We start from the raw sequence: 23,883 nt of genomic DNA on the forward strand, positions 1-23,883 counted from the left end.
CTGGCCGCTGCCCTGGCCGGTGCCCGGCTGGCAAGGGCGGACGCGCCTACCACGGCCCGGGCCATGGCGATCGCGGCCCAGTCGTCGGCCGCATTGCGCGTCCAGTTCGGCACCGAGGCCAAGCCGCTGGCCGCCGGCCTGGCGGCTCGCAGCGCGGTGGACGCCGTCCGCTGGGCAACTGCCGGGTTGAGCGCCGCGTCCGATGTGTTGGCCGGACCGGCCGGCTGGCTGGCGGTGCACCGCGCCGACCGCGATACCGCCGGCGCCATTCTGCTGGACGGCTTCGGCGAGTCATGGTCGCTGCTGACCGACGGCCTGTGGGTCAAGGATGGGCCGTACTGCTCGGCGGCGATGGCTCCGGTGCAGGCGGCCCGGCGGCTTGTCAGTCCCGGCCGCGGAGTCCCCGAGCGGGTGGTGGTCCGGCTGCGTCCGGGGGCCGATATGGCACTCATCCACCGGGTGCCGGCGACCGGCGAGCAGGGCCGGTTCAGCCTGGAGTACCTGGTGGCGTTGACCCTGCTCGACGCCCCGCTCGACCTGAGCACCCTCGGCACCGGGCCGGCCCGTCCGGACGCCGTCGCGCTGGCCCAGCAGGTGGTTCGCGAGGAGGTGCCGGCGTCGCCGCCGTCGGCGGGCCGTGATCGGTGGACCGAGGTCGTCGTCCACTACCCCGATGGCGAGACCGCGTCCGCGACGGTGATCGTGCCGCTGGGCTCCCCGGGCCGTCCGCTCGACGACCGGGCCCGGTCGCTCAAACGCCGGGCGGCCGCGGGTTCGGACGCCGAGGTGCTGCAGGCGTCCGTCGCTCAGGCGGCGAACCGGCCGTGGTCGGCGACCGTGGACGTGCTGCGTACGCTTCGGCCCTCGCAATCCTGACCACCGTTGGTCGAGCTTGGCGAGACCCATCCTGGCCGGTCGATCCAGTTCAGCACGTAGGGTTTGTGATGCCCACCCGAGCCTGGTTGGGTGGAGGCTACGAACCGGCGCAGGCCACTCGAAAGGACAGCCGATGACCATGTTCAACTGGGGTCCCACCCAGCCGCCGAACGAACCGCAGGGGCCGCAACCGTTCAACCGGGAACGCTGGGACGCCGTGCTGAACAGCCTGGAGATCAAATTCGGCCAGGACGACGACGGCGACCGGTTCGCCGACTGGGAGACCATGCGGCTGTGGTTCCTGGTCGAGGGCAACAACAACGATCTGATGGCGATGCGCTCGATGTGGGACGTCCGTCCCCCGGTCACCGCCTACGACTTCGTGCTGGAGGCGGTGAACAGCTGGAACCGCGACCACTTCTGGCCCAAGGCGAGCGTGGTGCGCGGCGAGGAGCACCTCGGTGTCTTCGGCGACCTGGTGATCGACATCGAGACCGGGGTGAACGACGACTTCCTGCGCCAGCAGGTGCGCTGCATGGTCGGCACCTCCGGCCAGATGTACGAGTACCTGACCGAGCAGTTCCCCGAGTCGAAGGACTGGTTCAACGCCGGGGAAGAGTAGGGCTTGTCGGTCGGACCTGCCGCCCTCTGGTCGAGCTTGTCGAGACCCGCTCAGATCGGAAAGGCCGCCAGGGCCAGCGGATCGGCCCCACTGAGAGTCACCAACCGCCAGTCCATCCGGACGGTGCCCGCCTCCGGGTCGAGTTCCAACAGGATCATGTGCGGGGTCTCGACCAGCCGCAGCTGCGCGCGGAAGACCCCGTGTTGCCACGCACCGCTCGCCATGATCGCGAGTTCCGGGCCGGACGGGGTCGCCCAGCGTGACTCCAGCCACTGACCGTCGCCCACCACGGTGACCAACTCGCCGCCGGGGTGGTCGATGGTCAGCAGGTGATGGCCGCCCGGGGTGTCCGTCAGGTGCACCGCCCGGTAGCTCGGGGGCAGTTGGGACGACTCGTCCCGGACGGCTCGCACCGGTTCTCGACGCTCCGGCCCCGACAAGGGCCGATGCGCCAGTTCCGCCAGCCGGTGGGCCAGTTGCTCGTCGGCGTGCGCGTCCGGTTCGCCGTCGATCGCCGGCAGCAGATGCTCCCAGAGTCGGTCGAGCACGTCCTGCATCACTTCCACCTCGGAGGTGATTGCGACCGCCACGTTCTGCTCGGGCAGCACCACTGCGAACTGGCCGAAGGCACCGTCGCCGCGATACCCGTGCCGGGCACCCCAGAACGAACCGCCGTAGCCGCACCCCCAGTCGCCGTCACCCTCGGCTGTCAGCGACGCCGGGGTGGGCTGCGGCGCCCATTGCGCGTAGTCGGCGGACACCAGCCGGGTTCCCTGCCAGACGCCGCCGTCCAGCCAGGTCTGCGCCAACGCCAGGATCGTCGGTGTGGTCAGCTGCAGCCCGCTGAACCCCAGGTCGCGTCCCTGCGGGGTGCGCTGGACGGCCGCGGCGCCGCCGCCGAACGGGTCGAGCAGCAGCCGCCGCAGGTGTGTCGACAGCGGTTCACCGCTGGCCGCGGCGATCGCCTGGGCGACCAGGTAGGTGGCCACCTGGTTGTAGGCCCACACCTCGCCGGGTTCGCCGTCCGGGTCGCGAGCCAGGATGAGCGCCAGCAGCGGGTCGCCGTCGGTGGCCGGCACCGCCGGTGTCGCATCGCCGCGCCACTCCCAGGCGTCGGCGGTGTGACCCACGGTCATCGTGATGCAGTGCCGGACGGTGACTCGCCGCCATTTCGGCGAGGCGGACTCCCACGCCCCGAGATACGACAGCACCGGCGCGTCCAGGTCGATCAGCCCGCGGCCGACCAGGTCACCCAGCACCGTCGCGGTGAAGCTCTTGGTCAGCGAATAGCCCAGATGCATCCGGTCCCGGGCGTACGGCGCCCACCAGCCCTCGGCGATCACCCGTCCGTGCCGAGCGATCATCAGCGAGTGGAAGCCGTGACCGTCGGTCTCCATGGCGTCCAGCAGGCCGAGCAGACGCCGTCCGTCGACACCTTCGGACGCGGGCGTGCTGCGTGGCATCGTCATGCCGCCAACCTAGTGTCGCTGCTTGTCCTTGAGCCAGGCGGCCAGCTCGGAGTGACCGAAGTAGCCGGCCCAGCCGGCCGGGGTCAGCCCGAACCGGTCGTCGACGGCGTCCACGTCGGCGCCGTGCTCGACCAGCCACTCGGCAATCTCGCGGGCCCCGGCTCCTGCCGCGTAGTGCAGCGCCCCCTCGATCGGCGCACCGCCCTCGACGAGCGCCCGGACCGCCTCCCAGTGCCGCAACCCGGCCGCCTCGGCAGCCAGTGTCGGACGCGCTGCGCTCACATCGAAGCTTCGCACCGCCTCGGCATCCCCACGCAGGGCGGCGGCGACCAGCGGATCACGTACCTGCTGATCGGCCCAGTAGAGGTCGCGCAGCAGGCAGATCTCGGCGCCGTGCGCCATCACCTCGCGGTTGATGTGCAGCACGAGCTGTGCCAGTGAGTCGGTGGCGTACGCAGCCCCGCGGGGTCCCAGCGGCCGCCCCATGGCGGCATCGTCACGGGCAGTCACACCGTCGCGCCATAGTCCATAGGCGAGATCGAGGTCGGTCAGCGCATCCGCCGCGGTGCCGGGAACCGGTTCGGGCCAGTGCCGGTCGTCGTACATGTCGATGTCGTCGGCGTCCCCGGCCGGTGAGCCGCCGAACAGCGCCCGGGCCCGTTTGCCGAGCACCTCGCGGGTGACGTGATCGAGCCGCCAGGCGATCGTCGTCACCGGCGGTATCGGCGGCTCGGGCGCCAGGAAGTCGACCCGCACCCGGCCGGCGGGGTCCGGGCGGACACTCCACATGCCCGGCACCGGCTCCCACAGGTACTCCTCGTCGGTGAGACCGGCCAGCCGCGGCCGGAAATGCACGTTCCAGTAGAAGTCCAGCTGGTCGACCAGGTCAGCACTCCACGTCATGGCCCGACCGTACTCGGGCCCCGCCGTCCGACCGGTCACCGCTGGCCGACGTCGCACCCCTTTGGCGTCATTGCCCCTGTTTGAACCGGTGCAATGACCTGAAAGTGGGGCAACGTCGGGCTGGCCCGTGGGGCCCGGGGGACGTCAGCGCAGCACGTAGCCGGCGATGGCGCTGGCGGCTGCGACGTTGAGCGAGTCGATGCCGGCGCGCATCGGGATCGTCGCCACCACGTCCGCCTGCTCGACCCAGCGTGCGGACAATCCGGCACCCTCGGTTCCGAGCAGCACCGCGACCCGGGCGTCCGAGGGCAGTGCCGCGGCGGCGGCGTCCAGTTCGACGGCGTCGTCGCTGAGCGCCAGCGCGATCACGGTGAAGCCGGACGCCTGCAGCGCCGGCACCGCGCTCCCCCAGTCGTCGACCCTGGCCCAGGGCAGCGAGAACACCGCACCCATCGAGGTCTTGATCGCCCGCCGGTACAGCGGATCGGCGCAGCGCGGGGCGAGCAGCACCCCGTCCCAGCCCAGACCGGCGGCGTTGCGCAGAATGGCGCCCACATTGGTGTGGTCGACGATGTCCTCACAGACCATCAGCCGCCGGGCGGTGAGCAGGTCGGCCATGGTGTGCCGGGTCTCCCGGTGCAGCGACGCCAGCGCGCCCCGGTGGACGTGGAAGCCGCTGACCAGTTCGGCGGTCTGCTCGCTCACCCGGTAGACGGGAGCGTCGCCGATCACGTCCCGCAGCGAGGGCAACCAGCGATCCGCCAGCATGAACGACCGCGGCCGATACCCGGCCTCGAGCGCCCGCCGGATCACCTTCTCGCCCTCGGCGATGAACAGCCCCTGCTCACTCTCCAGGTGACGGCGCAACGACGAATCCCGCAGCGCCACATAGTCGGCCAGCCGGGGATCGTTCGGGTCGTCGATGTCGATCGGATCGGGCACCGCCACAGTCTGACGCATCCCTGACCGCCGCACGTACGCCGGTGGGCGTGCGGGCAGTGATGCCGTCGTCTGGTTGCCGGCACTGCGCCTTCGCCCATGAACCATTCGGCGGTGCGCCAGGCACTAGGGTTTTCATCATGGGCTGGCTGAAGCGGATCGATCGGTTCCTGCTGGCCATCGTCGGTGCCGCGCTGATCGCCAGCGTGCTGCCCGCTCAGGGTGCCGCAGTCACCGTCGTGGACTGGGCGACCAAGGTCGCGGTCGCTGTGCTGTTCTTCGTCTACGGCGTCCGGCTCAAGCCCGAGCAGGCGCTCGCGGGCCTGACCCACTGGCGGCTGCACCTGACCATCCTGTCGCTGACCTATCTGCTGTTCCCGCTGATCGGCTGGGCACTGCAGGTGCTGTCGCCATGGCCGCTCAGTCCCGCGCTGTACGCCGGCGTCCTCTATCTGACGCTGCTGCCCTCCACGGTGCAGAGCTCGATCAACTTCACCTCGATCGCGAAGGGAAACGTTGCCGGCGCGATCGTCAGCGCGTCCGCGTCCAACATGCTCGGAGTGTTCCTGACCCCGCTGCTGTGCTGGGCGCTGATGACCACCTCGGGCGGCATCACGATCGACCCGTCATCGATTCTCGACATCATCGGGCAGTTGCTGGTGCCGTTCGTGCTCGGCCAGCTGTCCCGGCGCTGGACGGCGGACTGGGTCGCCGCTCACCCGCGGCTGAAGCTGTTCGACCAGGGTGTGGTGGTGCTGGTGGTCTATTCCGCGTTCTCGGCCGGCATGCGCGAGCACATGTGGCAGCAGGTCAACGCCACCGACCTGATCACCCTGCTCGCCGTCTGCCTGGTGCTGCTCGCGGCGATGCTCTGGTTCAGCCGTTGGCTCGCGCAGCGGCTCGGCTTCAACCGCGCGGACGTCATCGCCATCCAGTTCTGCGGCACCAAGAAGTCCCTGGCCACCGGCCTGCCGATGGCGAACGTGCTGTTCGCGGGTTCGCCGATCGGCCTGCTGGTGTTGCCGCTGATGCTGTTCCACCAGGCCCAGTTGATGGCCTGCGGATCGCTGGCCGCCCGCTACGCCAAGCAGCTCGACTAGGCCCCCCGCACTGAGCGGTCTCGACAAGCTCGACCAACGAACATCGGGGGACGGTTCTTTCACGTGCGATTTTCGAACGTGAAAGAACCGTCCCCGGATGTGCGAAGTAGCCAGAAGGGCCTCGATAAGCTCGACCAGCGGCGGTCAGCACCACCGCTGGTTGAGCTTGTCGAAACCCTTTGTCGGCGAGAGGTCGGGCCTACTGCTCCGGTTCGGCCTGCGGTTCGGGGACTTCCTGCGGCGCGGACGCGGCGACGTCCGGGGTCCCCGGGTTCAGCTCGGCCGGCGGGGTGTTGATGCTGGCCCGGCGCGCGGCGCGGCTGTTCTCCATCTGCTGCGCCTCGGCGATCGCCTGCTCGACGGCACGTCCGGCTTCGCCCTCGGCCTCGACCTTCTGCTGGGCGATCTCGGCGAACACGTCGATCTTCTCCGGCGCTTCGAACTCACCGGCCTCAGCCTCGCCGTAGCCGGACAGCATGTTGCCGGCCGCCCGTCCGAGGCCCTTCAGCGCATCGTTGAGTTCGGACGGCACCACCCACACCTTGTTGGCGTCGCCCTTGGCCAGGTTCGGCAGCATCTGCAGGTACTGGTAGGCCAGCAGCGACTGGTCGGGCTTGCCGGCATGGATCGCGCCGAACACCGTGGTGATCGCCTGCGCCTCGCCCTCGGCCCGCAGCATCTGCGCCTGCCGGTCGGCCTGCGCCCGCAGCACCGCCGACTCCCGCTCGCCCTGCGCGCGGAGGATGGACGCCTCCCGGTCACCGGACGCCGACAGGATCTGGGACTGCCGCTGGCCCTCGGCCAGCAGGATCGCGGCGCGCTTGTCGCGCTCGGCCCGGGCGCCCTTCTCCATCGCGTCGCGGATGGTGGCCGGCGGTTCGATCGAGCGCAGCTCGACCCGGTTGACCTTGATGCCCCACTTGCCGGTGGCCTCATCAAGGACGGCGCGCAGCTTGGCGTTGATCTCTTCGCGCGAGGTCAGCGTCTGCTCCAGGTCGAGCCCGCCGATGATGTTGCGCAGCGTGGTCATGGTGAGCTGCTCGATGGCCTGAATGTAGTTCTGGGCCTCGTAGGCGGCCCGGACCGGGTCGACGACCTGGAAGTAGATCACCGAGTCGATGCTCACCATCAGGTTGTCCTCGGTGATCACGCCCTGGGGCGGGAACGGGACGACCGCCTCACGCATGTCCATCGTGTAGCGGACGTTGTCGATCAGCGGCACCAGCAGGTGCGGACCGGGATCGAGGGTGCGGCGGAACTTGCCCAGCCGCTCGACGATCCCCACCTGTTGCTGCCGGACCACCTTCAGGGCTTGGGTCAGCAATGCGACCGCCAGCACCAGGATGACGATGGGGGCGATGAATTCCATGCCTGTCACGGCTCCTTGGGGTAGACAACGACGGTGATCCCGTCGACCTCGAAGACCTCCACCGAGGCACCGGCCTCGATCTCGACATCTCCGAAACTGCGGGCCCGCCACACTTCGCCGTTCACCTTGACCTCGCCGGAATTGCCGGTGATCGCGGTCGTCGCCTGGCCGGTGCTGCCGACCATGCGCTGCAACGCCGAGCGGTAGCCGGGCGCGGAGCGCACCTTCTCGAGCAGCGTGGGCCGCAGCAGGAAGAGCAGCGCGAACGCCACCGCGACCGCCACGATCACCTGAACCAGGATCATGCCCGGGAAGAGCAGTGCGACCCCCGCGCCGGCAAGGGCGCCGGCGGCCAGCATCAGCAGGGTGAAATCGAGTGTGAGCGATTCGGTGAGCGCCAACAATGCGGCGGCGACCAGCCAGGCCGCCCACCAGTTGTCACTCAGCCACTCCCACATGCATCCATCATGCCCGGGCGCGGGCGCTCCATCGTCCGTTCGTATGGGTGACTTCAAGGGCGAAGTCGAAAGTCTCGCTGAGCCGCTCGTCGGTCAGCACCTCGTCGACCGGCCCGGCGGCCAGGATCGCGCCCTTTTTCAGCAGCAGGGCGTGGGTGATCCCGGTCGGGATCTCCTCGACGTGATGGGTGACCAGCACGGTGGCCGGCGCGAACTCGTCGGCACAGAGTTCACTGAGGGTGCTGACCAGGCCCTCGCGTCCGGCCAGGTCGAGACCGGCGGCCGGTTCGTCGAGCAGCAGCAACTCCGGATCGGTCATCAGGGCCCGGGCGATCTGCACCCGCTTGCGCTCGCCCTCGCTGAGCGTGCCGAAGGTGCGGTACGCGAGATGCCCGACATGCAGCTGCGCCATCAGCGACACGGCACGTTCGAAGTCGGCCTGCTCGTAGCTCTCGCGCCAGCGGCCCATCACCGCGTACGCGGCGGACACCACCACGTCGGCGACCCGTTCGTGGCGCGGGATCCGGTCGGCCAGCGCGGCCGAGGCGACACCGATCCGGGGACGCAACTCGAAGACGTCCACCCGTCCCAGGCGCTCGCCGAGAATCTCGGCCGTCCCGGACGACGGGTGCAGCTGGGCGGCCAGGATCTGCAGCATCGTGGTTTTGCCGGCCCCGTTCGGACCGATGATCACCCAACGCTCGGATTCTTCGATCCGCCAGTTCACCCGGTCGAGCAGGATGGCCTCGCCACGCACGATCGACACGTCGGTCAACTCAACAACAGCCGCCATGGGTGCCAACCTACCGGCTGACGGCGGCGCGATGAGCCGGGACGCGCGGCGTCCCGGCCCTGACTCAGGCGCCGGTCGAGTGCAGTCCGCCGTCCACGTGCACCATCTCGCCGGTGGTGGCCGGGAACCAGTCCGACAGCAGCGCCACTACGGCGCGGGCGGTCGGGTCGAGGTCCTTCGGATCCCAGCCCAGCGGAGCCCGCTCGGCCCAGATCTCGTCGAAGGTGTCGGCGCCGGGAATGGCCTTCTTGGCGATCGTCGACAGCGGGCCGGCTGCGACCACGTTGCAGCGGATGCCGTCCGGTCCCAGGTAACGGGCCAGGTAGCGCGACGTGCTCTCCAGCGCCGACTTGGCCACACCCATCCAGTCGTAGGTCGGCCAGGACTGCCGGGCGTCGAAGGTCATGCCGACCACCGAACCGCCGCTGCTCATCAGCGGCTTGCAGGCCATGGTCAGGCTGGCCAGCGAATACGCCGACACATGGATCGCCGTCTTCACGTCCTCGGCGGGCGTGGTGAGGAATTTGCCGCCCAGCGCGGTCTCGGGGTTGGCGAAGGCGATCGAATGCACCACGCCGTCCAGATGATCGACATGCTGGCGGACCTGATCGGCCAGGCCGGCCAGGTGCTCCTCGTTGGTGACGTCCAACTCGAGCAGCGGCGGCTCGGGGTCGAGTCGCTTGATGATCCGCCGGGTGAGGCTGAGTGCCCGGCCGAAGTTCGACACCAGGACGGTGGCGCCCTCACGCTGCGCGATCTCGGCCACTCGATAAGCGATCGAGGTGTTCATGGTCACGCCCGCGACCAGGATGTTCTTGCCTTCCAGGATTCCCAATTCCGTTTCCTTCCTCAGTGCCTGATGCGCGGTGCTGGTGCTCAGTGGCCCATGCCCAGGCCGCCGTCGACCGGGATCACCGCGCCGGAGATGTAGCCGGCGCCCTCACTGGCCAGGAAGGCGACCGTGGCGGCCACCTCACTGGTGGCGCCCAGCCGGGCCGCCGGAATGGACGCCTTGTAGCCGGCCACCACGTCGTCGGGCAGCGTGGCGGTCATGTCGGTCTCGATGAAGCCGGGCGCGACCACGTTCGCGGTGATGCCGCGGGCGCCGATCTCGCGGGTCAACGAGCGCGCCACCCCGACCAGCGCCGCCTTGGACGCCGAATAGTTCACCTGGCCGGGCGAGCCGTACAGGCCGACCACCGAGCCGGTGAAGATGATCCGGCCCCAGCGCCGGCGCAGCATGGAACGGCTGGCCCGCTTGGCGCAGCGGAAGGCGCCCTTGAGGTTGGTCTCCAGCACCAGGTCGAAGTCGTCCTCGCTCATCCGCAGCACCAGGGTGTCGCGGGTCACCCCGGAGTTGGCCACCAGGATCTCGGTCGGGCCGTGGGCCTCCTCGGCCTGCTTGAACGCGGCGTCGACCTGGGCGGGGTCGGTCACGTCGCAGGCGATGCCGAGCGCGCCCTCGGGGGCGTCCCCGCCCCGGGAGAAGCTGGCCACCCGGTGACCCTGTTCCAGCAGCGCGGCGACGATGGCGGCGCCGATGCCCTTGTTCCCGCCGGTGACGACGGCGCTGCGGCCGTCCACGCGTTCCGTATCCGTCACGGTGGACAACCTAGTGCAGGCGTCCGGACGGCGCCGCCCCGACCCGCTGTCGCCGGGGCCGATCTGTCAGCCGAGCGGGCGGATCTGCAGCATCTCGACCATCGCCTCGTCGCCGGCCTCCAACGCGTACTTGACGGCTCTCGCGACCGAGACCGGGGCGAGGTGATCGGACGGGTCGTACGCGCGTCCGTCCGCCTGGTAGATCTGCCGCTGCATCTCGGTGTCGATCCGGCCGGGATGGATGGAGGTCACCTTGATCGCGCCGCGCTCCTCTTCGCGCAGGGCGTCGGTGAACGCCCGCAGCCCGAATTTGGATGCCGCATACACCGCCCAGCCCGCGCCCGAATGCAGACCGAGGCCGCCGTTGATCGTGATCACATGACCACGGTTCGCCCGCAGCCGCGGCAACAACAGCCGGGTGAGTTCCGCCACGCCGACCAGGTTCACGTTGAGGACCCGGAACCACTCCTGCGCCGTCAGGTCCTCGACCCGGTCACGGTTGGTGACGCCGGCCGAGTGGACGACGATGTCCACCGAGTCGAGCTGTGCGACGGCCTGCTCGGTGGCGGCCGGGTCGGACAGGTCGCAGGCGAACGGACGCGCCGAGCCGAAGCCGTCCGCAATCTGCTGCGTGGTGGCGGGGTCGCGTCCACCGATGAGCAGGTCGTAGTCAGCGGCGAGCGCCTCGGCGATGGCGAGCCCCAGTCCGCGGGTCGCGCCGGTGATCAGAGCGGTTCGACGTTCCATGCAGCCGGAGATTAGTGAACTTTCCACCAGCATGTCGTCGCGGCGCGGGCGGGTGACCACGCAGCGACCGGCATGCCGACCGAGGCGGTCCGGGGCGGGCCGTCCGGACTAGAGTGGCCGGGTGAATACTCGGGCACACGCACAGGGCCGGCCGGCCCTCATCACCAGTGCCCGTCCCGCCCGTTCGCTGGACGCCAATGAGCGCAACAAGCGCTACCTGTGGACGATGGCGCTGCGCGTCGCCTGCTTCCTGGGCGGGGTGCTGTCGCCCACTCCGTGGAATTGGGTGCTGTTCGTCGGCGCGGCGGTGATTCCGCCCATCGCGGTGGCGCTGGCCAACGCCGTCGATCTGCGCCGCACCCCCGATGTCGCCGACGACGCCCCGGCCGAACTCAAAGAACTGGCCCCGGACACCGTGGTGCCCGGCTCGGTCGAGGACGACCCGGCGGAGGACCGCTGACGTGCCGAAGCTGGGCACGATGGGCCAGGCCCCCCAAGGTCGACGGCTGTGGCTGCGCTGGGTGGTGATGGGCATCGCGGTGGTCTGCCTCGCGGTGGCCTTCGTCAACCTCGGCCGCTGGCAGCTCGACCGGCTGCAGCAACGGCGGGACAACAACGGCGTGGTCGTGGCACATGAGAATGCCCCGATCGTCGACTGGCGGACGATCTTCAACCACCCGATCACCGATGCCGATCAGTGGCAGCGGGTGCAGGTGCGGGGCACCTTCGACGCCGAGCATTCCTACGTCGTCCGCTACCGCTCCAACGACAACCAGACCGGCTGGGAGATCGTCACCCCCCTGCGCACGCCGGACGGCAATGTGCTGATCAGCCGCGGTTTCGCGGCGCGTCCGGCCAACCAGGATTTCCCGCGGGTCGCGCCCCCGCCACCTGCCGGCGAGGTGGCCGTGGTGGGTTACGTCCGGCGCAACGAGCAGGGCAACACCGAGGCGATCACGCCGGCGGACGGCCAGATGCGGCTGATCAACTCCGACGCGGTCGCCAGCACGCTGCCCTACCCCCTGGTCAACGGCTACATCGGCGCCACCGAGCTGACCCCGCCGGCCACTGACGGCCTGGTGCCGGTCGACCCGCCGGAGCTCACCGAGGGCAACCACTTCTCCTACGCGCTGCAGTGGTTCTCGTTCGCGATCATCGCCGGCGTCGGGTTGGTGGTGCTGATCCGCTCCGATCTGCGCGATCGGCGCCGGGCAGCCAAGGCTGCGGCGTCCACGCCGGCGCCGACACCGGACGCCACCCGCACAGACGCCTGAACAGGCCGCCTGCTCAGGGCTGAATCAGCCCACGCTGGACGGCGCGTACGAGCCGGCGCGGCACCTTGACCGTCGCGCCTTCCACACGGATCGGCACCAGGTCGACCGCCTCCGCCTTCCACTGAGCCCGACGCGAGCGGGTCCGGCTGCGGGACTTCTTGCGCTTGGGGACGGCCATCAGCCCTGCCTCGCCTTCCAGCGCGGATTGCGCTTGTTGATCACATAGGTCTTTCCTCGGCGGCGCACCACCATGGAGCCCTCCTTCAGCTTCAGCGCGCGAAGCGAAGCACGGACCTTCATCGGATTCCTCCCGCTCTTGGTTCGGTCACCAGCTCGACTTGGTGACGCCGGGCAGTTCACCGCGATGGGCGAGTTCGCGCAGCCGGATCCGGGACAGCCCGAACTGGCGCAGGTGGCCGCGCGGACGTCCGTCGATCGCGTCGCGATTGCGCAGCCGGACGGGGCTGGCGTCGCGCGGCAGCGCATGCAGGGCGGCCATCGCCGCTTCGCGCTCCGCGTCGGGCAGCGAGAAGTCGACGCTGCGCCGCTTGAGGTCGGCGCGACGTTCCGCGTAGCGGGCGACGATCCGCCGGCGCTGGGCGTCCTTGGCGATCTTGCTCTTCTTGGCCATCGGGTGAAACTCCTCGCAGGGGGACGGATGGTGCGGCCCGCCGCCGGCACGCCGTTCCGACCCCGGCGCCCGTCGGGCCGCCAAACCACGATAGATACTGAGAATCGTTCTCGTCAAATGGAGATCGGTGGGTAGCTATTCCTCCGGCACCAACCGGACGATCAAAGCTCTAGGCTGCCGGCATGGATCTGGGACTGACCGACCGGGTGTTCCTGGTGACCGCGGCCAGCGCCGGCCTGGGGCGGGCGAGTGCCGAACAGCTGGTGGCCGAGGGTGCCCGAGTGGTGCTGGTGGCCCGGCGGGCAGACGTCCTCGACGATGTCGTCGCCGACCTGGGCAGCGCGAACGCGGTCGCGCTGGCGTCCGATCTGGCCGATCCGGGGACGGCGCAGGCCGCCGCGCAGCTGGCGATCCGCACGTTCGGACGGTTGGACGGCGCGCTGATCAGCGTCGGCGGTCCCCCGCCCGGCACCGCCCTGGCCAACTCCGACGAGCAGTGGCTGGCCGCCTTCGATTCGGTCTTCCTCGCTGCCCTGCGCACGGTTCGCGCGGTGCTCGCTGCGGCGTCCGGCCCGGCGTCGATCGGAGTGGTGTTGTCCACTTCGGTGAAGGTGCCGATTCCGGGCCTGGCCATCTCGAACGGGTTGCGGCCGGGCCTGGCGATGCTGATCAAGCAGCTGGCGGACGAGGTCGGGCCGGACGGCCACCGGGTGTTCGGGCTGATGCCGGGGACGGTGCTCACCGAACGGATCCGCTTCCTGCACGGCCGCAGCGACGATCCTGCGGCGGCCCGCAAGGACGCCGAGGCCCTCATTCCGTTGCGGCGGCTGGGTGATCCGGCCGAGTTCGGCAGGGTGGCGGCGTTCCTGTTGTCGCCGGCAGCCTCCTATGTCACCGGCTCGGTGATTCCCGTCGACGGCGGCGCACTGCGGGCGCTGTGAACCTGCACGTCGCGCACGATCTGCTCGCCTGCCCACACTGCGGCCAGGCGTTGACGCCCCTGGAGCGGCGCTGGGTCTGCCCGTCCGGGCACTCCTTCGATGTGGCCCGCCAGGGCTACCTGAACCTGTCGAACGGACCCGAACCGGCCAACGCCGACACCGTCGAGATGCTGGATGCCCGGACGCGGGTGCAGTCGGCGGGGGTGTTCGACTTCGTCAGCCGTGGGCTGGACGAGGTGGTGCCGCTCACCGGCGTGCAGACCGTGCTGGAGGTCGGTGCCGGCACCGGGCACTACCTGGCTCGGCTCGTCGAGGACCGGCCACCGGCCCGCGGGCTGGCCCTCGACGTCTCCCGGACGGCGGCGCGGCGAGCGGCAAAGGCACACCATCGGGTGGCTTCCGTGGTCGCCGACGTGTGGCGCGGGCTGCCGCTGCTCGACGACACGATCGACGTGCTGCTGTGCATCTTCGCTCCCCGCAACCCGGTGGAGTTCGCCCGGGTGCTGCGTCCGGACGGCCGGGTGATCGTGGTCACCCCGGCACCCGAGCACCTGCGCGAGCTGCGGCAGGCGTACGGGCTGCTGGGTCTTGAGGACGAGAAGCACGACCGGCTGTTGGCCCGACTCGGCGAACATCTGGCCCATGAGCGGACGCTCGGCCTGCGTGTATCCACCGCCTTGCCCGCCGATGTGCTGGCCGACCTGGTCCGGATGGGCCCGAACGCCCACCACGCCCCGCGCCTCCCGGACGCCGACCAGCAGGTTCAGCTCGCCGTCCAACTCACCGTGTTCCGACTCCGCTGACCCCAACCGCTCGCCGAACTACCTAGCGCTCGCTGAACTCAGCGAGTTCTCAATAGTTCGGCGAGCGGATAAGAGGGCCGCGTTCCTGACCGCCTCCCGGCAAACGGTTGCGGAGGCCGTAAACTGCCGCTCCGTGACGTCTGCCTGGCCCGATTCCCGTACCCGCTCCCTGGTCCGCCAGTTCATCGCCGGGATCGACGAGGTTCTCCCCCAGGCCAAGGCGCTGCGTCGCGCCATCCACTCCGACCCGTACATCGGGGGCGCCGAGCAGCCCACCGCCGATCTGCTGCGCTCGGCACTCACCCGGCCCACCACGCCGGTGGCCGACACCGGCTTCTGGACCAGGCTGGGTCCGGACGGCCCGTCCGTGGCAGTGCGCAGTGAGCTGGACGCCCTGCCGCTCACCGAGGACACCGGCGTCGACTGGGCCTCCACAAACGGTGCGATGCACGCCTGCGGACACGACGTCCACATGGCTGCGGTGTGGTCGGTGATCAAGGCCGCGGAGAAGATGGACCTGCCGGTCGGCCTGCTCGGCATCTACCAGCCCCGCGAGGAGTGCAACCCCTCCGGGGCGCCGGACGTGCTGAAGACCGGCCTGCTCGACGACCAGGACGTCCGCTCGGTGGTCGGCGCCCACGTCCAGCCGCGCGTGCCGGAAGGGCTGGTGAGCACCGGGATCGGCGGCGTCAACGCGGCCGCGGACGCCTTCGACATCATCGTCCGCGGCCACGGTGGACACGGCGCCTACCCGCACGTCACCATCGATCCGGTGCCGGTGCTGGCCAACATCGCGTCCGGGCTGTATGAGCTTGTCGGACGGCTGATCGACCCGACCCACGCGGCACTGATCAGCATCGGCCGGATCGAGGCCGGCGCGACGCACAACATCATTCCGGACTCGGCGAAGCTGCAGGGCATCATCCGCACCATGCACGAAGCCGACCGCCGGGTGCTGCACGCCGAGATACGCCGGTTCGCCGAGCACACCGCCGCAGCCCGCGGAACTACCGCCGAGGTGACCCTGCTGCGCGGCGACCCGGTGCTGGCCAACGACCACGACCTGGTGAAGACCCTCGACCCTGTCCTGCACGCCGCCGGCCTGCAGGTGGCTGCCGACCCGTTCCGTTCGCTCGGCGCCGACGACTTCAGCCACTTCGGCCAGCACGTGCCGATCGTCATGATGTTCGTCGGCACCGGCGAGGATTCCGGCACGCGGCACGACACCGGCCTGCACCACGCCCGCTACCTGCCCGACGAGGACACCATCCGCACCGTGGCGATCGCCCTGGCCTCCGGCTACCTCGCCGGCGCCCGCCTGGCCGGCGCCCTCTGACCCGACGACCACCCGGCACCCGTAGAGCCCTGCCTAACTAGTTCTGCCCTCCCGTCGACGGGAGGGCAGAACTAGTTAGGGAGGGGTTCACCGGGTTAGGCCAGCGAGATCAGGTCGGCGTAGTCGGGGTTCCAGAGGTCTTCGTCGCCGTCGGGCAGCAGCACCACCCGGTCGGGTTCGAGGGCCTCGACGGCGCCCTCGTCGTGGGTGACCAGGACGATGGCGCCGGCGAAGGAGTGGATCGCGGCCAGCACCTCGGCGCGGGATGCCGGGTCGAGGTTGTTGGTCGGCTCGTCGAGCAGCAGCACGTTGGCCGCCGAGACCACCAGCATGGCCAGCGCCAGCCGGGTCTTCTCACCGCCCGAGAGCACCCGGGCCGGCTTGTCGACGTCGTCGCCGGTGAACAGGAACGAGCCGAGAATCTTGCGGGCATCGGTCGGCGTCATGTCCTCGGGCGCCGCGGTCATCATGTTCTCCAGCACGCTGCGCGAGACGTCCAGGGTCTCGTGCTCCTGCGCGTAGTAGCCCAACCGCAGCCCGTGACCCGGCTGCACCTCGCCGGTGTCGGACGGCTCCATGCCGGCCAGGATGCGCAGCAGCGTGGTCTTGCCGGCACCGTTCAAGCCCAGGATGACCACCCGAGAGCCCTTGTCGATGGCCAGGTTGACGTCGGTGAACACCTCCAGCGACCCATAGCTCTTGGACAGCTCCTCACCGCGCAGCGGCACCTTGCCGCACGGCGCCGGGGTCGGGAAGCGGATCTTCGCCACCCGATCGGACGCCCGTTCGCCCTCCACGGACGCCAGTAGTTTCTGCGCCCGCTTGGCCATGTTCTGCGCGGCGACCGCCTTGGTGGCCTTGGCCCGCATCTTGTCGGCCTGGGCCAGCAGCTGCTCGGCCTTCCGTTCGGCATTGAGCCGTTCCCGCTTGCGGCGCTTCTCGTCGGTCTCGCGCTGCAGCAGGTAGCGCTTCCAGTCCATCGCGTACTGGTCGAGTTCGGCGCGGTTGGCGTCCAGGTGGAACACCTTGGTGACGATCGCCTCGAGCAATCCGACATCGTGGGAAATCAGGATCACCCCGCCGGGGTAGGCCTTCAGATAGTCACGCAGCCAGACGATCGAGTCGGCGTCCAGGTGGTTGGTCGGCTCGTCGAGCAGCAGGTTGTCGGCGCCCGAGAACAGGATCCGGGCCAGTTCGACGCGTCGCCGCTGACCGCCGGAGAGGGTGCGCAGCGGTTGGCCGAGGACCCGGTCGGGCAGCCCCAGGTTGGCGGCGATCCGGGCCGCCTCGGACTCGGCTGCATAGCCGCCCGCGGCAGCCAGCTCCGCCTCGGCCCGGGTGTACGACCGCATGGCGGCGTCCTGGGCCTCGCCGGTCTCGGTGGCCATCTCCATCGAATAGCGAGCCAGCCGGGCCAGCACCGAGTCGAGCCCCCGTGCAGACAGGATGCGGTCCTTGGCGAGAGTGTCCAGGTCACCGGTGCGCGGATCCTGCGGCAGGTAGCCGATCTGTCCCGACCGGGTGATCTGGCCCGCCGCGGGCAGTGCTTCGCCGGCCAGGATCTTGGTCAGCGTGGTCTTGCCGGCACCGTTGCGGCCGACCAGCCCGACTTTGTCGCCGGCTGAGACCTGGAACGACGACGGCGCCAACAGCAGCCTGGCGCCCGCCCGGACTTCGACTTCCCTCGCAACTAGCACGAGGGACCACTCTACCGGGCGGGGTCGCGACTCACGGAATCACAGACTTCGCTGGTCGAGCTTGTCGAGACCCCAGATTCGCGGTTGCTGACAAGGGGTTTCGACAAGCCCAACCAACGACCGGTTTCGACAAGCTCAACCAGCGGTGGACGCTACACGCGGGACTGCTGCTGCGCCTTGCCCTTGACGATCTTCACGATCGTGCCGGGTGCGTGCGAGTCCGGGTCTCCCATCGTGGCGGCCCAGACGCTGCCGCCCGGTCCGGTCTCGACGGCGACGACACCGGGCAACGAGACCAGCGTGGAGCGCTTGCCGTGGCTGATCTTGGTGATCTTGCCACCGAAGAACTCCGCGACATACAGCTCACCGCGCTTGCCGATCGCCAGGTTGGTGGCGCCCAGGAAGCCGGACGCGACCACGGTCGCCCTGCCGGTGCGCGGATTGACCCGATACACCTTGCCCCGGGCACCGAGCGCCGGGGTTTCCGGGCCGCCCGGCAGGGTGGTGACGTAGAGGTAGCCGTCCCGGCCGACCTCGACATCGGTCGGCACCGACTCGAACGCGTAGGTGACGCCCAGGAAGCAGTCCGGCAGGCCCAGCGCCGCGGCGCTGGCCTTGTCGAAGGTGAACGGCTGCGGCGGCAAGACCGCCAGGGTGCTGACCTTGCCTTTCGAGGACACCGAGAACACCGCGTTGGCGCCGGCGTCGGCGACTACCCAGTGGTTCTTCAACGCGGCGACCGAGTAGGCGTGGGAGTCGACCTCACCCTTGTAGCTGACCGGGAACTGCATGGCCTTGAGGGTGTCCGAGACGCACTTGCTCGGGTTCTTCACCCCGTACTGATAGACCTTGTCCGGGTTGTATTTGGCCTCGTAGGCGTGGGTGTTGGCGTAGATCCGGGTGCCCATCGGCCCCCACAGATGCAGGCCGCTCGCGGTGTTCTCGAAGGTCTCCTCGTTGGTCACCGTGGTGGTGAAGGCGAGCCATCGGCCGTTCCGAGAGGTGGCGACGCCGGACGCCCCCGGCTGTTTGGCGGCGATGGTGGCGATCGAGCCGTCCTTCTTCAGCCGTCCGACCAGGTTGAGACCGCCGTCCGCGACCCGGACGGTGTGCCCCCGGATGTCCAGGTTGAACGGCGCGGCCAGCGCCGACGATTTGATCACCGGCTTCGCGGCGGGCTCAGGTCCGGCGGTCGCGACGCCCGGAACCACCAGCAGCAGACTCGCCGACACACCGCCGACGGCCATCACGAACGTACGGGTGCGCATGCTTCCCCCTTTGTGCCCGGCTGACCCGGGCCGAATCGGACGCGCGGCGGCGAAGTCCCCCACGTCACGCCGGCCGCCCGCTGAGCCTCCTCCAGGCCCCGTGGTCATCCTGTGTGCCCGCTGTGTCCCGGGTCAACGGTTCACTTCGGCCGGGCCCTACGCACAATTGCGCAGCGGTTCTTCGTCATCCGGGGCGCGACTTTTCGTCATCCCGGGCTCGCCCCGGGATCTCCGAGTGCCGCACGACTGCAGAGATCCCGGCGTTCGCCGGGATGACGGAAGAGCCGGGCTGACGAGTTCGAGCCGGGTTCAGGAGAGGCCGGACAGCGGCGGACGGTCCGGGGTGATTGTCCGCGTGACCCTTTCGAACACGGTGCGCAGCACGGCCTGCTCGTCGGCGGTCATCAGGTCGAGGAAGTTGGCGCGGACGGTGCGGACGTGGCCGGGGGCAGCCTCGCGGATGCGGGCCATCCCCTCTTCGGTGATCGCCACCAGGGTGCCGCGTCCGTCGTCGGCGGCCGGGCTTCGGGTGACCAGTCCGCGGCTCTCCATCCGGCGCAACTGGTGCGCCAGCCGGCTGCTCTCCCAGCCGATCCACTCCCGCAGCCTGCCGACCCGGACACCGCTGCCGTCACCGCCGCTCAGGCCGACCAGCACCGCGTAGTCGGCATGCGAGAGGGCGCAACCGGCGAGGTCGGCCGAGATCACCCGGTCGAGGTCCTGCTGGGCCAGGATGAAGTTCTGCCACAGGGCTTGCTCATCCTGGGACAGCCAACGCACATCATCCACAGCCGAGATCGTAGGCCACCGGACCCTTCCTCCCCCAGAGCCATCCCGGTCACCGGGCTGATCAGGCAGGCTCAGTCCTCCTTGACCGGACGCCCTCGGCGCGGCAGCGGCCCGGCGTCGCGGGGCAGCCGTCCGCTCCGCTTCAACGCCTCGCGGAGCAGCATCTCGACGTGAGCGTTCAGCGAGCGCAGATCGTCGGCCGCCCACCGGGCGAGCGCCTCGTGGACGGCAGGGTCCAGCCGCAGCAGGACGGGCTTTCGCTCCGCCCGCCTGCCGCGGCCGCCCGCTGACGCGGTCTCGTCGATCGGCTCGGACATCGCCTCAGGTATACAGCGATCCGGCATTCACCACGGGGGTGGCCGAACTGGAGCCGCACAGCACCACCAGCAGGTTGGACACCATCGCCGCCTTGCGCTCCTCGTCCAGCACCACGACGTCCTGCATCTCCAGCTGCCGCAGTGCGCCCTGGACCATGCTGACCGCGCCCTCGACGATCTGCTCGCGGGCCGCGACCACCGCCGCCGCCTGCTGCCGCTGCAGCATCGCGTGGGCGATCTCCGGGGCGTAGGCCAGGCTGGAGATCCGGGCCTCGACGACCTCGAGGCCGGCGATCGCGATCCGCGCCGCCACCTCTTCGGCAAGTTCCTTGGCGACCACGTCGGTGGAGCCGCGCAGCGACTCCTCGCCGGGTGCGGCGTTGTCGTAGGGGTGGCTGCTGGCCACGTGCCGCAGCGCAGCCTCGGACTGGACGGCGACGAAGGCGGTGAACTCCTCGACCGCGAAGACCGCCTTGGCCGTGTCCGCCACCTGCCAGACGATGATTCCGGCGATGTTGACCGGGTTGCCGTCGGCGTCGTTGACCTTGAGTTCGTTGGTCTCGAAGTTGCGCACCTTCACCGACACCTTGCGCCGGGTGACCAGCGGAAGCGTCATCTGCAGGCCGTCGGAGCGCAGGGTGCCGATGTAGCGTCCGAAGAGCTGCACCACCCGGGTCTCGCCCGGCCCGACGACCGTGAGCGCGCTGCCGAGCACCGCGGCGAGGAACCAGAGCACAACGGCGAGGACCACCCCAGCCGGGTTCTCCCGCTCCTCGGCCAGTGCCCAGCCGACGGTCATCGCAGAGAACGCACCGGCCAGGGCCAGGGCCAGCACCACGGCCAGCCCGATCAGCCCGCTGACCGACCAGGCCCGTCGCTCAGCCACATCGACCCGTGCCCCGGCATGCCCGACCGGCACTCCGGCGGGCTCGACGTCCGGAGCCGCCTGTTCACCCCTGCCCATCATCGGGTCTTCGTCATATTCACGCATCGCCGACACCTCCTCTAATCCGATATCTAATTGATATCAGATTAGAGGGTCGGAGGGCCAGGGTTGATACTCAGACGTTGTAACCGATCGCGCGCAGCTGCTCGCGTCCCTCTTCGGTGATGTTCTCCAGGGTCCACGGCGGCAGCCACACCCAGTTGATCGCCACCGAGTTGACCAGGCCGTCGAGCGCCATCTCGGTATCGAACTCGAGCCGGTCGGTGAGCGGGCAGGTGGGCGAGGTGAGCGTCATGTCGATGGTGCAGTTGTTGTCGTCGTCGAGGTGGATGCCGTACACCAGCCCCAGATCGACCACGTTCACCATCAGCTCGGGGTCGACCACATCGCGCATCGCCTCGGTGAGGTCCTCCAGAGTCGGGCTGGCCGACGGGGGCGCGGTGCTGTCCGGGAAGGTGTCGTCCACCAGGTCGGACGGACGCATTTCGGTCATCATGACTCCTTTTCGTTCGCCAACGCCTGAGCGGCGGCGTCCTTGAACGCCGACCAGCCCAGCAGGGCACATTTCACCCGGGCCGGGAATTTGGCCACCCCGATGAACGCGATCGCGTCCTCGAGACGGTCCTCGTCCGGCTCCATCTCGCCGCGGCTGTGCATCATCTCGGTGAAGTCCTCGTGCAACGCCAGGGCCTCGTCGACCGTGCGGCCGATCACCAGGTCGGACATCACCGAGGTGGACGCCTGCGAGATCGAGCAGCCGACGCCCTCGTAGGAGACGTCGGTGATCCGGTCGCCGTCCAGCGCGACCCGCATCATCACCTCGTCGCCGCAGGACGGGTTCACGTGCGTCACCTGCGCCCCGTACGGCTCGCGCAGGCCGCTGTGATGCTTCTCGCGGTAGTGGTCCAGGATGATCTCCTGGTACATCGCCTCGACGCTCACGCCACCCTCCCGAAGAAGTCCCTGGTGTAGTCCAGCGCGTCGACCAGCTGATCGATCTCGGACCGCAGGGTGTACAGGTAGAACGACGCCCGGGTGGAGGCGGTTATTCCCAGCCGCTCGTGCAGCGGACGGGCGCAATGATGACCGCCCCGGACGGCGACGCCGCGCGAGTCGAGGAACGTCATCACGTCGTGCGGATGGATGTCCAGCCCGTCGGCGGTGCGCAGCGTGAACGAGACCGCTCCGCCACGTCCCTCCGGACCGATGGAGGTGGTGCCGAGAATGCGGACCCCTTCAATCTGGCCCAGCGACTCCAGCGCGTAACCGGTGATGTCGCGCTCGTGCGCGGCGACGTCGGCCATGCCCAACTCGTGCAGGTAGTCGGCCGCGACGCCGAGCGCCACCGCTTCGGCGATCGGCGGGGTGCCGGCCTCGAACCGGTACGGCGGCGGGGCGTAGGTCGAGCCGGTCATCTTCACGATCTCGATCATCTCGCCGCCGCCGAGGAACGGCGGCATCTCGGCGAGCAGGTCGTAGCGGCCCCACAGCGCGCCGATGCCGGTCGGCCCGACCATCTTGTGCCCGGTGAAGGCGACCAGGTCGGCACCCAGTTCCGCCACCGACGTGGTGAGCTGCGGCACGGCCTGCGAGCCGTCCACCACCATCACCGCACCGACTGCGTGCGCCTGCGCGGCGATCTGGCTGATCGGGTTGATGGTGCCCAGCACGTTCGAGGCCCAGGTCAGCGAGACGATCCTGGTGTTGCCGTTGATCAGGTTCTCGGCGGACGCCTTGGCCAGGTCGAGCCGTCCGTCGTCGGTGATGTCGAACCAGCGCAGCGTCGCCCCGGTGCGGGCGCAGAGCAGCTGCCAGGGCACGATGTTGGAGTGGTGCTCCATCACCGAGATGACCACCTCGTCACCGGGCTTCAACCCGGCGCCCAGCGAGTGGGCGGCCAGGTTGAGCGCCTCGGAGGCGTTCTTGGTGAACACCACCTCCTCGGCGCGGGCGGCACCGATGAACGCGGCCACCTTCTCGCGGCCGCCCTCGTACGCGGCGGACGCCTCGGCGCCCAGCACGTGCATGGCCCGGGCCACGTTCGCGTTGTGCCGCTCGTAGTGATCGACCAGCGCGTCGATCACCACCTGCGGTTTCTGCGAGGTGTTGGCCGAGTCGAGGTAGGCCAGCGGGTACTCCCCCACCCGACGGTCCAGGATGGGGAAGTCTCCGCGAATCAGTTCGACGTCGTAGCTCACGACTCTCTCCTGTCTCGGCGCTACGCCGAGCCGCCTCAGTTGGCGGCGGCCGCGGCCTTGACGAACCGCTCGTAGCCCTCGACCTCGAGGTTCTCGGCCAGCTCGGGGCCGCCCTCCTCGGCGATCCGGCCGTCCACGAAGACGTGCACGAAGTCGGGCTTGATGTAGTTCAGGATCCGCGTGTAGTGGGTGATCAGCAGCACGCCGCGGTCGCCCTGGGCGTGGTACCGGTTGACCCCCTCGGAGACGATCCGCAGCGCGTCGATGTCGAGGCCGGAGTCGGTCTCGTCGAGGATCGCGAAGCCGGGGTTGAGCAGCTCCAGCTGGACGATCTCGTTGCGCTTCTTCTCGCCACCGGAGAAGCCCTCGTTGAGCGAACGGGCCGCGAAGGTCTGGTCGAGGCCGAGCCGGTCGAGCGCGGCGTTGACGTCCTTGACCCAGGTGCGCACCTTGGGCGCCTCGCCGTCCAGGGCGGTCTTGGCGGTGCGCAGGAAGTTGGTCACCGAGACGCCGGGCACCTCGATCGGGTACTGCATGGCCAGGAACAGGCCGGCGCGGGCCCGCTCGTCGACGGTGAGCTCGGTCAGCTCGACGTCGTCGAGCTTCACCGAACCGCCGGTGATGGTGTACTTCGGGTGACCCGCGATGGCGTAGGCCAGGGTCGACTTGCCGGAGCCGTTGGGGCCCATGATGGCGTGCACCTCACCGGAGCGAACGGTGAGGTTGACCCCCTTGAGGATCTCCTTGGGGCCGGACTCGGTCTGGACGTCGACGCGCAAATCGGTGATGGACAGAGTGGACATTC

General features: G+C 69.6%; 29 protein-coding genes. 8 read left to right on the forward strand and 21 right to left on the reverse strand.

The genetic code is table 11. The features are described 5' to 3' along the window. Both QM624_RS14340 and QM624_RS14345 read left to right on the forward strand, forming a co-directional pair. The coding region (locus QM624_RS14340) for an MmgE/PrpD family protein (protein WP_415092958.1) at window positions 1-876 on the forward strand (876 nt) is incomplete at its 5' end. A 133-nt stretch (window positions 877-1,009) separates the two neighbouring features. Next, entirely contained in the window at window positions 1,010-1,498 is a 489-nt protein-coding gene (locus tag QM624_RS14345; protein WP_415092960.1) for a YbjN domain-containing protein, read from the forward strand. A gap of 50 nt (window positions 1,499-1,548) precedes the next feature. Here QM624_RS14345 and QM624_RS14350 read toward each other — a convergent pair whose 3' ends face one another. The 3 genes from QM624_RS14350 to QM624_RS14360 all read right to left on the reverse strand — a co-directional run bounded on the left by QM624_RS14350 (window position 1,549) and on the right by QM624_RS14360 (window position 4,830). Beyond that, the gene (locus QM624_RS14350) at window positions 1,549-2,967 is read right to left on the reverse strand and encodes a serine hydrolase domain-containing protein (RefSeq protein ID WP_415092962.1); all 1,419 of its coding nucleotides are present in this window, start codon (window positions 2,965-2,967) and stop codon (window positions 1,549-1,551) included. Window positions 2,968-2,976: 9 nt separating this feature from the next. Continuing rightward, window positions 2,977-3,870: a DinB family protein gene (locus QM624_RS14355; RefSeq protein WP_415092964.1), complete on the reverse strand. Its 894-nt coding sequence runs from the start codon at window positions 3,868-3,870 to the stop codon at window positions 2,977-2,979. Window positions 3,871-4,014: 144 nt separating this feature from the next. Then, window positions 4,015-4,830: a TrmH family RNA methyltransferase gene (locus QM624_RS14360; RefSeq protein ID WP_415092966.1), complete on the reverse strand. Its 816-nt coding sequence runs from the start codon at window positions 4,828-4,830 to the stop codon at window positions 4,015-4,017. A 119-nt stretch (window positions 4,831-4,949) separates the two neighbouring features. Between QM624_RS14360 and QM624_RS14365 the strand changes: the two genes are divergently transcribed. After that, a complete protein-coding gene (locus tag QM624_RS14365) occupies window positions 4,950-5,909 on the forward strand; it encodes a bile acid:sodium symporter family protein (protein ID WP_415092968.1) in 960 nt (319 codons plus the stop codon). Between the two features lie 199 nt (window positions 5,910-6,108). Here QM624_RS14365 and QM624_RS14370 read toward each other — a convergent pair whose 3' ends face one another. The 6 genes from QM624_RS14370 to QM624_RS14395 all read right to left on the reverse strand — a co-directional run bounded on the left by QM624_RS14370 (window position 6,109) and on the right by QM624_RS14395 (window position 10,878). After that, the gene (locus QM624_RS14370) at window positions 6,109-7,278 is read right to left on the reverse strand and encodes an SPFH domain-containing protein (protein ID WP_415092970.1); all 1,170 of its coding nucleotides are present in this window, start codon (window positions 7,276-7,278) and stop codon (window positions 6,109-6,111) included. A gap of 5 nt (window positions 7,279-7,283) precedes the next feature. Continuing rightward, window positions 7,284-7,736 carry an NfeD family protein gene (locus QM624_RS14375; RefSeq protein WP_415092972.1) on the reverse strand — a complete coding sequence of 151 codons (453 nt, stop codon included), beginning with the start codon at window positions 7,734-7,736 and terminating at the stop codon, window positions 7,284-7,286. A 7-nt stretch (window positions 7,737-7,743) separates the two neighbouring features. Further along, window positions 7,744-8,529, reverse strand: coding sequence for an ABC transporter ATP-binding protein (locus QM624_RS14380; RefSeq protein ID WP_415092974.1), 786 nt, complete (start codon window positions 8,527-8,529; stop codon window positions 7,744-7,746). 64 nt (window positions 8,530-8,593) lie between these two features. Beyond that, window positions 8,594-9,364 carry an enoyl-ACP reductase FabI gene (fabI, locus tag QM624_RS14385; protein WP_298131209.1) on the reverse strand — a complete coding sequence of 257 codons (771 nt, stop codon included), beginning with the start codon at window positions 9,362-9,364 and terminating at the stop codon, window positions 8,594-8,596. Between the two features lie 41 nt (window positions 9,365-9,405). Beyond that, window positions 9,406-10,131 (reverse strand): 3-oxoacyl-ACP reductase FabG, encoded by a 726-nt coding sequence (gene fabG, locus QM624_RS14390; protein ID WP_298131211.1) that lies wholly within the window; start codon window positions 10,129-10,131, stop codon window positions 9,406-9,408. 66 nt (window positions 10,132-10,197) lie between these two features. Next, a complete protein-coding gene (locus tag QM624_RS14395) occupies window positions 10,198-10,878 on the reverse strand; it encodes an SDR family oxidoreductase (protein WP_415092977.1) in 681 nt (226 codons plus the stop codon). A 121-nt stretch (window positions 10,879-10,999) separates the two neighbouring features. On the opposite strand from QM624_RS14395, the gene QM624_RS14400 reads away from it, so the two are divergent. Both QM624_RS14400 and QM624_RS14405 read left to right on the forward strand, forming a co-directional pair. Further along, window positions 11,000-11,338, forward strand: coding sequence for a DUF3099 domain-containing protein (locus QM624_RS14400; protein WP_415092979.1), 339 nt, complete (start codon window positions 11,000-11,002; stop codon window positions 11,336-11,338). A 1-nt stretch (window position 11,339) separates the two neighbouring features. Continuing rightward, window positions 11,340-12,152 (forward strand): SURF1 family protein, encoded by an 813-nt coding sequence (locus QM624_RS14405; protein WP_415092981.1) that lies wholly within the window; start codon window positions 11,340-11,342, stop codon window positions 12,150-12,152. A gap of 13 nt (window positions 12,153-12,165) precedes the next feature. On the opposite strand, the gene rpmF is transcribed toward QM624_RS14405, so the two are convergent. From rpmF to rpsN, 3 genes are read right to left on the reverse strand one after another with little or no spacing between them, the layout of a single operon-like run. Beyond that, window positions 12,166-12,330 carry a 50S ribosomal protein L32 gene (gene rpmF / locus QM624_RS14410; protein ID WP_415092983.1) on the reverse strand — a complete coding sequence of 55 codons (165 nt, stop codon included), beginning with the start codon at window positions 12,328-12,330 and terminating at the stop codon, window positions 12,166-12,168. Further along, window positions 12,330-12,452, reverse strand: coding sequence for a type B 50S ribosomal protein L36 (gene ykgO, locus QM624_RS14415; protein ID WP_415092985.1), 123 nt, complete (start codon window positions 12,450-12,452; stop codon window positions 12,330-12,332). The genes rpmF and ykgO overlap by 1 nt, the downstream gene beginning before the upstream one ends. A 25-nt stretch (window positions 12,453-12,477) precedes the next feature. After that, window positions 12,478-12,783, reverse strand: coding sequence for a 30S ribosomal protein S14 (gene rpsN, locus QM624_RS14420; protein ID WP_415092987.1), 306 nt, complete (start codon window positions 12,781-12,783; stop codon window positions 12,478-12,480). 182 nt (window positions 12,784-12,965) lie between these two features. Here rpsN and QM624_RS14425 point away from each other — a divergent pair, with 182 nt between their 5' ends. From QM624_RS14425 to QM624_RS14435, 3 genes are all read left to right on the forward strand, one after another. Then, window positions 12,966-13,724 carry an SDR family oxidoreductase gene (locus QM624_RS14425; RefSeq protein WP_415092989.1) on the forward strand — a complete coding sequence of 253 codons (759 nt, stop codon included), beginning with the start codon at window positions 12,966-12,968 and terminating at the stop codon, window positions 13,722-13,724. Beyond that, the gene (locus tag QM624_RS14430) at window positions 13,721-14,527 is read left to right on the forward strand and encodes a putative RNA methyltransferase (protein ID WP_415092991.1); all 807 of its coding nucleotides are present in this window, start codon (window positions 13,721-13,723) and stop codon (window positions 14,525-14,527) included. Before QM624_RS14425 ends, QM624_RS14430 begins: the two co-directional genes overlap by 4 nt. Before the next feature lie 133 nt (window positions 14,528-14,660). Continuing rightward, entirely contained in the window at window positions 14,661-15,863 is a 1,203-nt protein-coding gene (locus QM624_RS14435) for a M20 metallopeptidase family protein (RefSeq protein ID WP_415092993.1), read from the forward strand. Between the two features lie 95 nt (window positions 15,864-15,958). Here QM624_RS14435 and abc-f read toward each other — a convergent pair whose 3' ends face one another. From abc-f to sufC, 9 genes are all read right to left on the reverse strand, one after another. Beyond that, a complete protein-coding gene (abc-f, locus tag QM624_RS14440; protein ID WP_415092995.1) occupies window positions 15,959-17,560 on the reverse strand; it encodes a ribosomal protection-like ABC-F family protein in 1,602 nt (533 codons plus the stop codon). Window positions 17,561-17,712: 152 nt separating this feature from the next. Beyond that, window positions 17,713-18,828: a ScyD/ScyE family protein gene (locus tag QM624_RS14445; protein WP_415092997.1), complete on the reverse strand. Its 1,116-nt coding sequence runs from the start codon at window positions 18,826-18,828 to the stop codon at window positions 17,713-17,715. A gap of 309 nt (window positions 18,829-19,137) precedes the next feature. Continuing rightward, window positions 19,138-19,617, reverse strand: a complete 480-nt coding sequence (locus QM624_RS14450) for a MarR family winged helix-turn-helix transcriptional regulator (RefSeq protein ID WP_415092999.1) — start codon at window positions 19,615-19,617, stop codon at window positions 19,138-19,140. 71 nt (window positions 19,618-19,688) lie between these two features. Then, the gene (locus tag QM624_RS14455; protein ID WP_415093001.1) at window positions 19,689-19,934 is read right to left on the reverse strand and encodes a hypothetical protein; all 246 of its coding nucleotides are present in this window, start codon (window positions 19,932-19,934) and stop codon (window positions 19,689-19,691) included. 4 nt (window positions 19,935-19,938) lie between these two features. Then, the gene (locus tag QM624_RS14460) at window positions 19,939-20,925 is read right to left on the reverse strand and encodes an SPFH domain-containing protein (protein ID WP_415093003.1); all 987 of its coding nucleotides are present in this window, start codon (window positions 20,923-20,925) and stop codon (window positions 19,939-19,941) included. A 70-nt stretch (window positions 20,926-20,995) separates the two neighbouring features. Beyond that, window positions 20,996-21,364 carry a metal-sulfur cluster assembly factor gene (locus tag QM624_RS14465; protein WP_415093056.1) on the reverse strand — a complete coding sequence of 123 codons (369 nt, stop codon included), beginning with the start codon at window positions 21,362-21,364 and terminating at the stop codon, window positions 20,996-20,998. Between the two features lie 8 nt (window positions 21,365-21,372). Next, complete coding sequence (gene sufU / locus QM624_RS14470) at window positions 21,373-21,822, reverse strand: Fe-S cluster assembly sulfur transfer protein SufU (protein ID WP_415093005.1); 450 nt, start codon at window positions 21,820-21,822, stop codon at window positions 21,373-21,375. Further along, window positions 21,819-23,078: an aminotransferase class V-fold PLP-dependent enzyme gene (locus tag QM624_RS14475; RefSeq protein WP_415093007.1), complete on the reverse strand. Its 1,260-nt coding sequence runs from the start codon at window positions 23,076-23,078 to the stop codon at window positions 21,819-21,821. The genes sufU and QM624_RS14475 overlap by 4 nt, the downstream gene beginning before the upstream one ends. A 35-nt stretch (window positions 23,079-23,113) precedes the next feature. After that, window positions 23,114-23,881, reverse strand: a complete 768-nt coding sequence (gene sufC / locus QM624_RS14480) for a Fe-S cluster assembly ATPase SufC (protein WP_415093009.1) — start codon at window positions 23,879-23,881, stop codon at window positions 23,114-23,116. Between the last annotated feature and the right edge of the window lie 2 nt (window positions 23,882-23,883).

It is taken from the genome of Micropruina sp. (genome assembly GCF_047606365.1).
GTDB lineage: Bacteria > Actinomycetota > Actinomycetes > Propionibacteriales > Propionibacteriaceae > Micropruina.